The organism is Aquipseudomonas ullengensis (genome assembly GCF_014174475.1).
GTDB classification, from domain to species: domain Bacteria; phylum Pseudomonadota; class Gammaproteobacteria; order Pseudomonadales; family Pseudomonadaceae; genus Aquipseudomonas; species Aquipseudomonas ullengensis.
Genome location: NZ_JACJUD010000002.1, coordinates 408,929 through 421,487, shown reverse-complemented (window position 1 = coordinate 421,487; position 12,559 = coordinate 408,929). Strand labels below are relative to the sequence as shown.

Sequence of the window (12,559 nt, the reverse complement as noted above, 5' to 3'; positions counted from 1 at the left end):
TGCTAAATGAGCATTTTGAGCCTGTTTTTAACGCGGCGATGGCAACGCAGGTAGTTTTTCAACAGCCTGCTAGGCCAGCGTCAGATCGCGCTGAAACGCTTGTCCAAACCCTGGGCGCGAAACTGCTCGACGATGAAGTCGACGAACACGCGGGTCTTCTGCGGCAGCAGTTTCTGTGCGGCGAAGTGAATTGAAATGATGCCGGTGTCCACGTACCAGTCCGGCAGCACCCGACGCAGGGTGCCACTGTCCAGGTGCGGCAGGGCGTGCGGCATGCTCACCAAGGTAATGCCCAGGTTCATCAGCGCCGCCTGGCAGGACGCCTCCGGGTCACCCAGGATCATGCGCGCCTGCAGGTCGATGGCGGCCTGCTGACCCTCGCGATTACGCAGCATCCACGGCCTTACACGCCCAGTTTGCGGCGAACGAATGAGGATGCCGGCATGCGCGCTCAGTTCCGCCGGGCTGCGCGGCTCACCGTGCTGGGCCAGGTAGGCGGGCGACGCCAGCAGCACGCGATGCGCCGGCGCCAGTTCGCGCGCCACCACCCCGGGTGACAGATCGAAACCGCCACCAATAGCCGCGTCGAAGCCTTCGGCGATCAGCTCCACCACGCGGTTATCGAAATGCCAGTCGGGCTGCACCGCTGGGTAACGCTGCAGGAATTCCTCGAGCAGCGGCAGGATGTAGTAGCGGCCGAACGCCAACCCCATGCTCACCTTGAGCACACCCGCCGGCTGCCCCTGGGCGCTGGCCAGGTTGGCCATGGCCGCCTGCAGGCTGCGCAAGCCACCCGCCGCCTCCAGCAGGAAGCGCTCGCCGGCCTCGGTCAGCGTCAGGCTGCGCGTGCTGCGCTGGAACAGGCGCACACCCAGACGGGCCTCCAGGCTGGCAACGTTCTTGCCCACCGCAGCGGGGGTCAAACCCAGGCGCCGCGCGGCTTCGGCGAAGCTGCCGGCTTCCGCACTCCGGACGAAACAGTCGATGCAATTGAGGGTATCCATGGGCCGACTATAAACCGTTGCTATCGGAAGAAACCACAGATTGCCGGCTAATCAAGGACAAATCAGCGGCAGATACTAGGCTCCAGCAACCAACCACCCCCTGAACTTTCGGAGACGACCATGACCACTACCCTTCCCCTCAGCAACAAAGTCGCATTCATCCAAGGCGGTTCGCGCGGCATCGGCGCCGCCACCGTCAAACGCCTGGCCCGTGACGGCGCCGCCGTGGCCTTCACCTACAGCCAGTCCGCCGACAGCGCCCAGGCGCTGGTACATGAAGTCGAAGCCGCCGGCGGCCGCGCCCTGGCCATCCGCGCCGACAGCGCCAGCGAGCAAGCCATCCGCAGTGCCATCGGTGAAGCCGTGAAAACCTTCGGCAAGCTCGACATCCTGGTCAACAACGCCGGCGTCCTGGCCGTAGCGCCGATCGAGGAATTCAGCATCGACGATCTCGACCGCACCCTGAACATCAACGTGCGCAGCGTGGTCATCGCCAGCCAGGAAGCCGCCCGCAACATGAACAACGACGGGCGCATCATCAACATCGGCAGCACCAACGCCGATCGCATGCCCTTCGCCGGCGGTGCGGTGTATGCCATGAGCAAGGCGGCGCTGGTCGGCCTGACCAAGGGCCTGGCCCGCGACCTCGGCCCGCGCGGCATCACGGTGAACAACCTGCAGCCCGGCCCGGTGGATACCGAGATGAACCCGGACAACACCGACTTCGCCGACTCGCTGAAACCGATCATGGCCCTCGGCCGCTACGGCAAGGTCGAGGAAATCGCCAGCTTCGTCGCCTACCTGGCCGGCCCGGAAGCCGGTTACATCACCGGCGCCAGCCTGATGATCGATGGCGGCTTCTCTGCCTGAAGCACCTGGCTTAACGCAAACGCTTTAGCGGCATGGCCCCATTACGGGGCTATGCTTGTTCTTGCGTCAGCGATTCTGACCCATGCAGGTTCATGCAACCTGGGAGGTGGTAATGGCCCGAGAGCATTCAATTTCCCCTCACTAACGTGCACAGGTGACCGACATGAGCAAAAGCCAGGACTCCCACAAAGAAGGCAAGAAAAAGCCGCTCAAGACCGCCCACGAGAAACGCATGGCCAAGCGCGATAAAAAGCACGGCACCACGCTACTCGGCAGTCACGCGGCAACCCCGTAACCCCCGCCCCGACACCCGACGCCGCCCTGGCGTCGGGTCACCGCCCTACTCCCTCGCACAACACCATGTCAGCTCACAGGTGCCTCCGCTCGTGTGACCGGCTAGAATCTGCCGCCTGATCCGGGTCACTGGGCCGGCACGTAGAGCCGAGCGCAGGACTCCTCACCTGCAGCAAGCGAGAGAACCGTCATGGGCGCACAGTGGAAAGCCAAACCTAAAGAAGCCGCAGCCAACGCCAGGGGCAAGATTTTCGGCCGCCTGGTCAAGGAAATCATGGTCGCCGCACGCAACGGCGCCGATCCGGACCTGAACCCCAAGCTGCGCGTTGCCGTGCACCAGGCCAAGAAAGCCTCGATGCCCAAGGACACCCTGGAGCGCGCGATCAAGAAAGGCGCTGGCCTGCTCGGCGAGACCGTCAACTTCGAACGCCTCACCTACGAAGGCTTCGCCCCGCACCAGGTGCCGGTGATCATCGAATGCCTGACCGACAACGTGAACCGCACCGTGGCGGAAATCCGCGTGCTGTTTCGCAAGGGCCAGATGGGCGCTTCCGGCTCGGTGACCTGGGACTTCAACCACGTCGGCATGATCGAAGCCTCTACCGACAGCGGTGCCGACCCGGAACTGGCCGCCATCGAAGCCGGCGCCCAGGACTTCGAGCCTGCCGATGAAGGCGACACCCTGTTCATCACCGAAATGACCGACCTCGACGCCGTGTGCAAGGCCCTGCCGGAGCAAGGTTTCACCGTCAACTCGGCGAAGATCGGCTACATCCCGAAGAACCCGGTGAGCGGCCTGAGCGACGCGCAGATGGAAGAAGTCGAAGCCTTCCTCGAGGCCCTCGATAACCACGATGACGTGCAGAACGTCTACGTCGGTCTGGCTGGCTAAGAATCTGCTTCAGATCGGCTGCGCGTCGGCCATGCTGCGTCAGAAACAGGCTCGGGAAGCTCATTTACCGCTCGTAAACTGCGCTTCCTCGCCTGTTTCTTCCTTGCCTGGCTCTAGCTCGCTCTATCTGAAACAGATTCCAAAGCATTTCACTTGATGAGCCGCAACCAGTTCCACCAGCAGCATGCCGAACGCGCCGAGCTTGAAGCCCAGCGCCTCCTGCAACAACGCGAGGCCCTCGGCCCGCGCTGGCTGGACTGGGTCGCCGGCCAGCTCTACCACCTCACTCCGCCGGAATATGCCGGCATGGTTCGCCGCGAGCTGCAACGGCTCAGCGCCTCCTGAACGAGCCCCCGATGACCACCACCCTGCTGATTGCTGCCGTCTGCCTGCTGGACGAGCACGGCCGCCTGCTGCTGGTGCGCAAGCGTGCCACCCGCGCCTTCATGCTCCCCGGCGGCAAGCTCGAAGCGGGCGAGAGCCCAGAAGCCGCACTGCGCCGCGAGCTGCGCGAAGAGCTCGACCTGAGCCTGGACGAGCAGCCTCTGCAAGCACTCGGACGCTTCCTCGCCCCCGCTGCCAACGAAGCGAATACGCGCATCGATGCGCACATCTTTATCGCTCGCCTGCCGCACCCGGTCAGCCCGGCCGCAGAACTGGAAGAACTGCGCTGGCATGACGCCGACGGCCCACCCAGCGACGACCTGGCGCCCCTGCTGCTGGAACACGTGCTACCGGCCCTGGCCCGCCAGCGCGCGCATTGATCCACGGCAAGGCCTGTCCTGGCGCCCCGTTTAAGCTGCGCGCACAACCACTCTGCGGCCGCACAGGCCCATGCCAGACACCTTGCGTGTAAACCCCACCGCATCGCACGCGAGGTTTACATGAGCATCACCACCCAACATATCTGCGCCGCCGCCGACGCCCTGCACGGCTTCGTCGGTTTTAATGGCAAGACCGGCCAGTACATCGTCCGTTTCAGCGAGGACTCCTTCGGCCTCGATGTTGCCGCCGACAGCATCGTGCCCACCTGCGAATTCGTCTGGACCGCCCAGACCGACGAAACCATGTGCCTGGACCGCGAGCGCCTGCAACTGCTGGCCGCGCAGAACATCGACGAGCGCCTCAACCTCGGTGAGCCCTTGCGGGTTTACCTGCGCCGCAGCGACTTGCCGGCGATCAGCGCGATGCGCCGGTTGCTGCCCGCCAGCGGTTGAATGCACACAGACTGACCGAAACGACCGCACATTCATCGCTTTCGCCACCTGTCCCACCGGCAGGCGACTCCTATGCTCAACGCACAACAATAAGGAGTGGCAAGCATGTTCGATGTGCTGATCAAGAACGGCCTGTTTTTCGACGGCACCGGCGCTCCCGCCGTCCCACGCCACCTCGGCATCCGTGATGGCAAGGTGGCGGCAATCAGCGCCGAACCGCTGGACGAGAGCGACTGCGCCGAGGTGATCGACGCCAGCGGCCAATGGCTGATGCCCGGCTTCATCGACATGCACACCCACTACGACGCCGAACTGGTGGCTGCCCCGGCACTCAAGGAGTCGGTGCGCCACGGCGTGACCACGGTGATGATCGGCAGCTGCTCGATCAGCATGGTGCTGTCGGCGCCGGAAGACTGCTCGGACCTGTTCACCCGCGTCGAATCGGTGCCACGCGAGCATGTGCTGCCACTGCTGCAGGCGCGCAAGACCTGGAGCAGCGCCGCCGACTACGCGGCCTTCCTCGACCGCCACCCGCTGGGGCCGAACATCTGCTCGTTCCTCGGCCACTCCGACCTGCGCGTGGCCGTGCTCGGCCTGGAGCGTTCCGTGGATGCCAATGTGCGCCCCAGCGAAGCCGAGCTGACGCGCATGGAACAACTACTGGACGAAGCCCTGGACGCCGGCCTGCTCGGCCTGTCGAGCATGACCAACCCCTGGGACAAGCTCGACGGCGAGCGTCAGCGCTCCAAGTCGCTGCCCTCGGTGTACGCACCGTGGCGCGAGTACGTGCGCCTCAACCGCGTGTTGCGCCGACGCGGGCGCATCCACCAGGGCGCGCCGAACCTGGTGACCAAGCTCAACGTGTTCGCCTTCCTCTGGGAAAGCATGGGCCTGCTGCGCAAGCCGCTGAAGACCACCCTGATCACCCTGATGGACGTGAAGGCCGACCCGTGGCTGGCGCCGATCCTCGGCCCGCTGACCCGCTGGGTAGCGCGCCTGACCCGCGCCGACTTCCGCTGGCAGACCCTGCCGGTGCCGTTCGTTACCTATGCCGACGGCATGGAGTTCGTGGTTTTCGAGGAATTTCCCAGCGGTGAGGCGGCCCTGCACCTGGCCAGCCAGGACCTGCGTAGCGAGCTGTTTCGCGACCCGGCCTACCGCCGGCAATTTCGCCACGACGTCGACAAGCGCTTCGGCCCGCGCGTGTGGCACCGCGACTTCGACGACGCCTGGATCGTCGACTGCCCGGACGCCAGCCTGGCTGGGCACAGCGTCGGCGAACTGGCCAAGGCGCGCGGCATGCACCCCGGTGACCTGTTCCTCGACCTGCTGGTGGAACACGGCCCGCGCCTGCGCTGGCGCACGCTGATCGCCAACCACCGCCAGCACGTGGTGGAGAAGTTGGTGACCGAGCCGTGCACCCTGATCGGCTTCGCCGATTCCGGCGCGCATATCCGCAACATGGCCTTCTACAACTTCGCCGCGCGCCTGCTCAAGCTGGTACGTGATGCCGAGCAACGCGGCGACCATGTGATGCCCATGGAACAGGCGGTGTGGCGCCTCACAGGTGAGCTGGGCGCCTGGTTCGGCGTGGATGCCGGTGTGCTCGCCGTGGGCAAACGCGCCGACGTGGTGGTGCTCGACCCACAGCGCCTGGACGCCAAGCTGGAGGGGTACCACGAGGCGCTGATGGAGGGTTTTGACGGGCTGGCGCGCATGGTCAACCGCGGCGACGCGGTGCAGGCCACGCTGATCAACGGTCGGGTGGCCTACCGCCACGGCGAGTTCGCCGCCGACCTGGGCCAGGCGCGCGGCTACGGCCAGTTCCTGCGCGCAGGAACGTAGGGCGGGTGCAACCCGCGTGTTCCCTTACGCGGGTTTCACCCGCCCTACCGGAACCCGTCGTGGTGATCGTTCCCACGCTCCGCGTGGGAATGCAGCCCTCGACGCTCCAGCGTCCACCCTGTGCATTGCGCCGCCCGGAAGCCCTGTGATGCAGAGCCTGGGAGCCATCTGACCTGCTCCCGTGGTGGAAAACGCTTCGCGGTTTTCCACCCTACGCGGGCCTGTCTCGTAGGGTGGATAACGCTCTGCTTATCCACCGTGACGCCAACGCAAACCTACTGCGCAGCCGGCACCACCGCCCGCACGGTATTGCGGCTGTGCGCGCCGAAGTGACGGAACAGCTCGGCCAACAATTGCTCCAGCGCCGGATCGGGCGCGGCCTTGGCCGCCAGCTGATTGCCGGCACTGAAACCCTGGCTGCTCGGTTTCGCCGCCAGCCAGCGGCCAATCAAATCGTCCAGCTCGCCGGCGCGTTCATGGGACTCCGCCGCCACCACGTTGGCCGCGTAATCGGCATCGAAGGCCGGGTAGCCTGCATCCGTGCGGGTATCGGCATAGGCGGTCAGCAGCGGGCTGTCGGCCGGGCCCACGCGCAGCAGATCCTCCATGCGCGCGAACTGGTACTGCTCGATGGCGGTATGCCGGTCGGCCACACGCTTGATCGCCGCTTCCCGGTCCTGCGGGTAGCCGGCCTCGGCTTTCACCGCGATCATCACCATGCCGCTGGTGTCCACGCCGGGCAGGACGCTGGCGTGGTACGGCTGGGTCAGGTCCTGCAGGTAGTGCAGGGTCCAGCCAAGGAAACGGTAACCCCAGTAGGGATGGCCGCTGGCGAACGCCAGGCGCGCCAGGCCGCTGTACTGGTAAACCCGCCAGTGCGGCAGGGTGCGCGCCAGGTAGGGCGCCGCCGCGAAGATCAGCGGCGACTCGTGGAAGTAGCCGATATGGAACGGCGCCTGGGAGGAGTATTCGAAGCGCGCATCGCCAAACGGCTGGGTACCGAAGCCGTACTGCTGGCCGGCCTCGCCGGGGTTGTCGCTGAACAGGTTGATGTCGTGGCCGTAGTCCGGCTCATCGGCCGCGCTGCTCAGCACCTGCAGCGCACTCACCGCCTCGCCTGGCTGCAGGGCCAGGTAGCGCCACTGGCTCCACGGGCCGACCTTGTGGAACACCAGCACATCCTGCGCCAGCAGGCTGGGACGCCCACCGTCCGCTTGCCCCGGCAGTTGCTGGATAAAGCTGGCCAGGCGCACCTCGGGGTTGATCCGCAGGGCGCGGACAAACGCCGCGCGCGGATCGGCCTGGGATGTAGCGCTCCAGCGCAGCGCGTCCGGGCGGGCGGGGTAGTTGGGGAAATGCTCGCGGGCGAAGGCTTCCTGCTCGTCGAGCAAACGCTCCAAGGCCGGCGCCTGATCCTTGAGAAATGCCTCCAGCGGCTCGGCTGCCACCTCGCGCTGCAGGCCTGGCACCTGCTGCAGGGCCAGCAGGCTGCCCAGCGCATGGTTGGACCAGGCCTGAGCGCCGAGGGGCAGGCCTGCCAGCAGGCAGGCACATGAAAGCAGGGCAAAGAGTCTCACAGGCGCTCCCGATATTCGGTTCGGTTCAGCCACAAAGACTACCTGCTGCGCTAGCAGGCGACAGCGACGAAGTGCGCCAGGCGCACTCACCGATCAGGCGCGCACTCAGACCAACAGAACGGCCGCCGCTACGGCCGCAATCAGCAGCACGCCGACCAGCAGCAAGCCGACCCGCGACGAACCCGCCGCCTCGACAGGTGCCGGCGCAACGCTGGCCTGCGCCGCAGCCCGCAGCGGGTTGGGCGTGGCGGCCGGGTTGGCGACCTTGGCAGCCGGCTTGGGCAGATCGACGGCCTGCATAAACAGCGTGGCGTCTTCGTCCTCGACCTGCTGCGACTCGACCTTGGGCCCGATCACCAGCAGGGTCACCGAGCCCATGCGCACCTGATCACCCGGCTGCAGCACGGCCGCGCTGCGTTTCTCACCATTGACCAGCACACCGTTGGCCGAGGCCAGGTCCTTGACCTCCAGCACGTCGCCCTTGAGGAAGAACTCGCAGTGCCGGCGCGACAGCTCGGCATCGCTGAAACACAGCTCGCACTTGACCGAGCGACCGAAGGTCATCGAGCCGCTGATATGGAATTTCTTGCCTTCGTGCTCGCCCTTGACCACCTGCAGGAACCAGCGCTGGGTAGCCTCGGCCTTGGGTTTGCTCTTGGCTGGATCGACCAGCAGCAGCTCCACCTCACCGAGGCGCACACGGTCTTCCGAACGCAGCTGGTAACGGCTGCTGATGCGCTCGTCATTGACGAAGGTGCCGCTCTCGCTGTCGCAGTCATTGATGAAGTAGAGCCCACCCTCCTGACGAATCTCGGCATGGAAGGCGCCGATTCCGTCGTCATCCAGGGCCAGCTGGTTGCGCCGGTCCTGACCGATGGTGAAGCGCTCCTCAACCAGCCAGATAGGCGCCTGGCGACTGTCTTTGAAGTGCAGCTTGAGCATGGGCAATGATCCTGTCGAAGGCCGTTTACTGGCCGAAAAGGTTGTTCCAGACCCGTTGGATCGGGTTCTTCTGTTGCTTGGCAGCACTTTCCTGGGTTGCTTCGGAACGGGCACGGGTGGCCCGCGCCGAGCTGAGCAACTGTTGGTGTTCACCACGCATTTTGAGCAGCTCCGCATTATCCGGTTGGGCCTCGAGGCCACGCTCGATCATTGCCAGTGCGGCGGGGAAATCGGTGCGCCGGTAGGCCGCATTGGCCAGGTCGCGATAAAGCATGGCCACCCGCTGCAAGCCGGCCTGCGCCTGCTCCTGGCCAGGCACCCAGCCCAGCACCTGGCGGTAGTAGTAGACCGCGCTGTCTTCTTCCGGCAGCAGCAGGCGCTTGTCGGCGATGCTTTGCTCGGCCCGCTCCAGCGCCTGCGCCACCCGTGCATCGAGCACCCGCTGCAGCCCTTCCAGCGCGCCGGCATGGTTGGCATCCAGGGCCAGGGCCTGACGGTAGTAGAAGTCGGCGCTGTCCTGCTCCGGTTGCAGCAACTGGCCTTCGGCCAAGCGCTGCTCACCCAGGGCGAGGAAGCCGGCGATGCGTGTATCCGTGATTCGCTGCAGGCCGGCCAGGGCCTCGTCGTTGTCATCGTCCAGCAGCAGAATCTGCTTGAAGAAGAATTCGGCACTGTCCTGCGCCGGCTCGACCAACTGGCCAGAGGCGAAGCGCTGTTCGGCCTGAGCCAAGAGGTCGTCGATCTGCGCCCGCTCACGCAGGTAGAGCCAGCTGAAGGTCAGCGTGGCCAGCAACACCAGTACGCTGAGCCCCGCCAGGATCGGCATCGCCGAGCGGCGCGATGCAGCACCTTTGGCAACTGGCGCAGGCGGCGCTATCGGCTTGGCAAGCGGCAGCGCCGGGCGGATCTGCGTCTCATCGAGGTCGCTCAGCTCGATCTCGTCGAGGGCGGCAAGCAGCGCGCGGCAATCGCCGAAACGCTCGTCCGCAGCCTTGGCCAGCATGCGCGAGACAACGCCCTGGAAGGCAGCCAGCGCATCAGGCAGCGTCGGCGCAGACATCTGCACGTGGTTCATCACGGTCTGCGTGTAATTGCCACCGCGGTACGGGTTAGCGCCGGTGAGCATCTCCAGCAGGATCACACCTAGGCTGTAGATATCGCTGCGCGCATCCAGCGCCTGGCACTGGGCCTGCTCCGGGCTGCTGTACGCAGGGCTGCCGACAGCGACGCCGAAATGGGTCAGCTCGCTGTCGATGTCCAGGTCCTTGGCCACGCCGAAGTCGGTGAGCACTGCACTGCCGTCGTCGCGAAAGAGGATGTTGGCTGGCTTTACATCGCGGTGCACCAGGCCCTTGTCATGCACCACGGCCAGGCCGCTAGCGATCTGACGGATGATTTCCAGGGCCCGCTCGGGGGCGAACAACTCGCCTTTGTGCCGCGCCAGGTCGCCGCCGGGGAAGAATTCCATGGCCAGGTAGTAACGGCCGTCGGCCAGCCGGTCGATGTCGTAGATGGTGATGATCGAGGGATGGCTGAGGGAGGCGACGATATGCGCTTCCTTGATGAAACGCTGGCTGAAGGCCTCATCCTCGGCGCTTAGCAGCACCTTGATGGCGACCTTGCGGTGCAGCGATTCCTGGGTGGCGAGGAATACCTCGGCCATCCCGCCTTTGCCCAGCTGGCCATGCACGCGGTAGCCGGGTATCTCAAGCAAGCTATCGCTCATTCGATCTGATTCTTAGGGTTTATTGCCGACGGGGATTGAGCAAACGCCTGAGGAAACTGCGCGGTTTGGTGCCGATCTCCGGCGATTCCGACGCGCTACGCCCCAGGACGATGCAGGATATATTGTCCTTGCCGCCCGCCTCGATTGCCAGCCCTATCAGCTGTTCGACCAGCTCATCGAGGGTCGCTGCACTGCCGCAGGGCTGCTGGATCTGCGCATCGGTGAGTTCGCCGGTCAGGCCGTCACTGCACAGCAACAACAACTCCCCCGGTGCCAGTGTGCCCTGCACGCGATCGACCTGCAGCACCAGCTCGCTCTGCCCCAGGCACTGGGTGACCAGATTGCGCCGCGGATGGTTGCGGGCCTCGTCCACACTCAGCTCGCCAGCATCGATCATCGCCTGCACCCAGCTGTGGTCGCGGGTGAGCTGGGCGATCCCGTCGAGACTGATGCGGTAGGCACGGCTGTCGCCAATCCAGGCCAGGTCGAACTCGGCGCCGGCAAAACGCACGGCGACCACGGTGGTGCCCATGCTGCGCCCGCCGCCCTGCTGGCCGGCAGCGAGAATGGCGGCGTTGGCGGCATGGATGGCGGCGTCCAGATCACCACCTTCGGCAGTCACGGCACGCAGCGTCTGCAACGCCAAGGCGCTGGCGACTTCACCGCTCTGGTGTCCACCCATGCCATCGGCCACGGCCCACAGCCCAAGCTGGGGACAACACAGCACGGCATCTTCGTTGTGTGCACGAACGCGACCCGCGACGCTCTGCGCCGCATACCCCATCGACATGACTGGTGGAACCTCTCAACTGCACGAGCGTGCATGATGCGGCGCCAGGCGGCGGCTGTCAGCCTGGGCGATGGGAAGTGTTAAGCAGTCGAGATAGAGCGCCTCTGTGATCAGCGGCTGCGCTGGACTTCGTAGCTGTTCTGTCCGGGATAGCGCTGCACTTCATAGCCACCCGGATACTCGGTGCTCTGCCGGATACCGCCACTCTGCTGCACGCTGGAGCTGCCAGAGGACTGGCTTTGCCGGCCATAGCCCTCGGGCAGCGCCTGGCCACCGTAGAGGTTCTGGATCTGGCTGCGGCTCGAAGAGCTGACGCTGCCACTGGCACCCGGGCTGACATACTCAATGGGCACCGCCTGTAGCGGCCGGCGCACCACTTCGCCAGCCATGACCGGCAGCGCGGTGATCGCCGCCAGCCCTATCAGTAGTCGTATCGCGCTCATCGCATCGATCCTCGCGGGTTTGTTTCGATGCTACGCCGATTGCCGCCGCGCAACACCCCTGGCCACTGTATTGCCAGGCTTGGCAAGGACAGAGCGCCCGCTATCATGCGGCGCTTTTCGGGATGCCGTATTCAAGCCCATGCGCCGCACCATTGTTTTGCTGTCTTTGTTGCTTACCCTGCCAACCCTCAGCCATGCCGCCCCGCCACGCACCTTCAGCGAGGCCAAGAAAGTTGCCTGGAAACTCTATGCACGGCAGTCGATAGAGTTTTATTGCGGCTGCCGCTACAGCGGCAGCCAGGTCGACCTGAAAAGCTGCGGCTACGTGCCGCGCAAGAATCCGCAGCGCGCCGCACGCATCGAGTGGGAGCACATTGTTCCGGCCTGGACCATTGGTCACCAGCGACGCTGCTGGCAACAGGGCGGGCGCCGCCAGTGCGCAAACTCGGACAAAACCTACCGGCGCGCCGAAGCCGACCTGTTCAACCTGGTGCCCAGCATCGGTGAGATCAACGGCGATCGCAGCAACTTCAGCTATGCCTGGCTGCCACAACAGCCCAGCCAGTACGGCGCCTGCCCGATGGTCGTCGACTTCAAGGCGCGCAAGGCGATGCCCCGAGCGAAGATCCGCGGCATGGTGGCGCGCACCTATTTCTACATGAGCAAGCGCTACGGCCTGCGCCTGTCGAATCAGCAGCGCCAGCTGTTCGAGGCGTGGCACAAGCAGTACCCAGTGCAAGAATGGGAGCGACAACGCAACCTGCAACTCGGCTGCGTGATGGGCTGGGGCAATCCCTATGTTGGCAAGATCGACCTGCGACGCTGTAGCCCGGGACACGACTGAGCCCGATTCCAACGCCTTCGACCGATGCCCCACTCAGCAGATATTTAAAAAATGACTAGGCGTTTCGGCCCCGAACTTGTAAGGTGCTCGGACTGTGTTGCATGTGTCACCGCAA

14 protein-coding genes are annotated in these 12,559 nt (G+C 65.1%); 8 read left to right on the top strand and 6 right to left on the bottom strand.

What is annotated here, in order from left to right; genetic code table 11:
• Positions 1-80 precede the first annotated feature (80 nt).
• A complete protein-coding gene (locus H3H51_RS07395) occupies positions 81-1,004 on the bottom strand; it encodes a LysR family transcriptional regulator (RefSeq protein WP_183088410.1) in 924 nt (307 codons plus the stop codon).
• 120 nt (positions 1,005-1,124) lie between these two features.
• Between H3H51_RS07395 and H3H51_RS07390 the strand changes: the two genes are divergently transcribed.
• The 7 genes from H3H51_RS07390 (at position 1,125) to H3H51_RS07365 (ending at position 6,122) form a co-directional block, all read left to right on the top strand.
• The gene (locus H3H51_RS07390) at positions 1,125-1,874 is read left to right on the top strand and encodes a 3-oxoacyl-ACP reductase family protein (RefSeq protein ID WP_183088409.1); all 750 of its coding nucleotides are present in this window, start codon (positions 1,125-1,127) and stop codon (positions 1,872-1,874) included.
• A gap of 163 nt (positions 1,875-2,037) precedes the next feature.
• The gene (locus H3H51_RS21265; protein ID WP_268945814.1) at positions 2,038-2,169 is read left to right on the top strand and encodes a hypothetical protein; all 132 of its coding nucleotides are present in this window, start codon (positions 2,038-2,040) and stop codon (positions 2,167-2,169) included.
• Between the two features lie 189 nt (positions 2,170-2,358).
• Positions 2,359-3,060, top strand: coding sequence for a YebC/PmpR family DNA-binding transcriptional regulator (locus tag H3H51_RS07385; RefSeq protein ID WP_183088408.1), 702 nt, complete (start codon positions 2,359-2,361; stop codon positions 3,058-3,060).
• 156 nt (positions 3,061-3,216) lie between these two features.
• Positions 3,217-3,405, top strand: a complete 189-nt coding sequence (locus H3H51_RS07380; RefSeq protein ID WP_183088407.1) for a hypothetical protein — start codon at positions 3,217-3,219, stop codon at positions 3,403-3,405.
• Positions 3,406-3,416: 11 nt separating this feature from the next.
• Positions 3,417-3,824 carry an NUDIX hydrolase gene (locus H3H51_RS07375; protein WP_183088406.1) on the top strand — a complete coding sequence of 136 codons (408 nt, stop codon included), beginning with the start codon at positions 3,417-3,419 and terminating at the stop codon, positions 3,822-3,824.
• Between the two features lie 120 nt (positions 3,825-3,944).
• Positions 3,945-4,277, top strand: coding sequence for a DUF2025 family protein (locus tag H3H51_RS07370; protein ID WP_183088405.1), 333 nt, complete (start codon positions 3,945-3,947; stop codon positions 4,275-4,277).
• 105 nt (positions 4,278-4,382) lie between these two features.
• On the top strand, positions 4,383-6,122 hold the full coding sequence (locus tag H3H51_RS07365) for an N-acyl-D-amino-acid deacylase family protein (protein WP_183088404.1): 1,740 nt from the start codon (positions 4,383-4,385) through the stop codon (positions 6,120-6,122).
• A 275-nt stretch (positions 6,123-6,397) separates the two neighbouring features.
• Here the strand turns inward: H3H51_RS07365 and H3H51_RS07360 are convergent, their stop codons facing one another.
• The 5 genes from H3H51_RS07360 to H3H51_RS07340 all read right to left on the bottom strand — a co-directional run bounded on the left by H3H51_RS07360 (position 6,398) and on the right by H3H51_RS07340 (position 11,600).
• Positions 6,398-7,699, bottom strand: a complete 1,302-nt coding sequence (locus tag H3H51_RS07360; RefSeq protein ID WP_407926467.1) for a phospholipase C/P1 nuclease family protein — start codon at positions 7,697-7,699, stop codon at positions 6,398-6,400.
• Positions 7,700-7,804: 105 nt separating this feature from the next.
• A complete protein-coding gene (locus tag H3H51_RS07355; protein WP_183088403.1) occupies positions 7,805-8,641 on the bottom strand; it encodes an FHA domain-containing protein in 837 nt (278 codons plus the stop codon).
• Positions 8,642-8,666: 25 nt separating this feature from the next.
• On the bottom strand, positions 8,667-10,367 hold the full coding sequence (locus H3H51_RS07350) for a serine/threonine-protein kinase (protein WP_183088402.1): 1,701 nt from the start codon (positions 10,365-10,367) through the stop codon (positions 8,667-8,669).
• Between the two features lie 19 nt (positions 10,368-10,386).
• The gene (locus tag H3H51_RS07345; RefSeq protein WP_183088764.1) at positions 10,387-11,151 is read right to left on the bottom strand and encodes a PP2C family protein-serine/threonine phosphatase; all 765 of its coding nucleotides are present in this window, start codon (positions 11,149-11,151) and stop codon (positions 10,387-10,389) included.
• A gap of 116 nt (positions 11,152-11,267) precedes the next feature.
• The gene (locus H3H51_RS07340) at positions 11,268-11,600 is read right to left on the bottom strand and encodes a hypothetical protein (protein ID WP_183088401.1); all 333 of its coding nucleotides are present in this window, start codon (positions 11,598-11,600) and stop codon (positions 11,268-11,270) included.
• A gap of 139 nt (positions 11,601-11,739) precedes the next feature.
• Between H3H51_RS07340 and H3H51_RS07335 the strand changes: the two genes are divergently transcribed.
• Positions 11,740-12,444 carry an endonuclease gene (locus tag H3H51_RS07335; protein ID WP_183088400.1) on the top strand — a complete coding sequence of 235 codons (705 nt, stop codon included), beginning with the start codon at positions 11,740-11,742 and terminating at the stop codon, positions 12,442-12,444.
• Positions 12,445-12,559: the final 115 nt, after the last annotated feature.

What these genes read in the sequence shown, in the direction of transcription:
- H3H51_RS07395 (WP_183088410.1), bottom strand. Translation starts at nt 1,004, where the DNA reads ATGGATACCCTCAATTGCATCGACTGTTTCGTCCGGAGTGCGGAAGCC.
- H3H51_RS07390 (WP_183088409.1), top strand. Translation starts at nt 1,125, where the DNA reads ATGACCACTACCCTTCCCCTCAGCAACAAAGTCGCATTCATCCAAGGC.
- H3H51_RS21265 (WP_268945814.1), top strand. Translation starts at nt 2,038, where the DNA reads ATGAGCAAAAGCCAGGACTCCCACAAAGAAGGCAAGAAAAAGCCGCTC.
- H3H51_RS07385 (WP_183088408.1), top strand. Translation starts at nt 2,359, where the DNA reads ATGGGCGCACAGTGGAAAGCCAAACCTAAAGAAGCCGCAGCCAACGCC.
- H3H51_RS07380 (WP_183088407.1), top strand. Translation starts at nt 3,217, where the DNA reads ATGAGCCGCAACCAGTTCCACCAGCAGCATGCCGAACGCGCCGAGCTT.
- H3H51_RS07375 (WP_183088406.1), top strand. Translation starts at nt 3,417, where the DNA reads ATGACCACCACCCTGCTGATTGCTGCCGTCTGCCTGCTGGACGAGCAC.
- H3H51_RS07370 (WP_183088405.1), top strand. Translation starts at nt 3,945, where the DNA reads ATGAGCATCACCACCCAACATATCTGCGCCGCCGCCGACGCCCTGCAC.
- H3H51_RS07365 (WP_183088404.1), top strand. Translation starts at nt 4,383, where the DNA reads ATGTTCGATGTGCTGATCAAGAACGGCCTGTTTTTCGACGGCACCGGC.
- H3H51_RS07355 (WP_183088403.1), bottom strand. Translation starts at nt 8,641, where the DNA reads ATGCTCAAGCTGCACTTCAAAGACAGTCGCCAGGCGCCTATCTGGCTG.
- H3H51_RS07350 (WP_183088402.1), bottom strand. Translation starts at nt 10,367, where the DNA reads ATGAGCGATAGCTTGCTTGAGATACCCGGCTACCGCGTGCATGGCCAG.
- H3H51_RS07345 (WP_183088764.1), bottom strand. Translation starts at nt 11,151, where the DNA reads ATGGGGTATGCGGCGCAGAGCGTCGCGGGTCGCGTTCGTGCACACAAC.
- H3H51_RS07340 (WP_183088401.1), bottom strand. Translation starts at nt 11,600, where the DNA reads ATGAGCGCGATACGACTACTGATAGGGCTGGCGGCGATCACCGCGCTG.
- H3H51_RS07335 (WP_183088400.1), top strand. Translation starts at nt 11,740, where the DNA reads ATGCGCCGCACCATTGTTTTGCTGTCTTTGTTGCTTACCCTGCCAACC.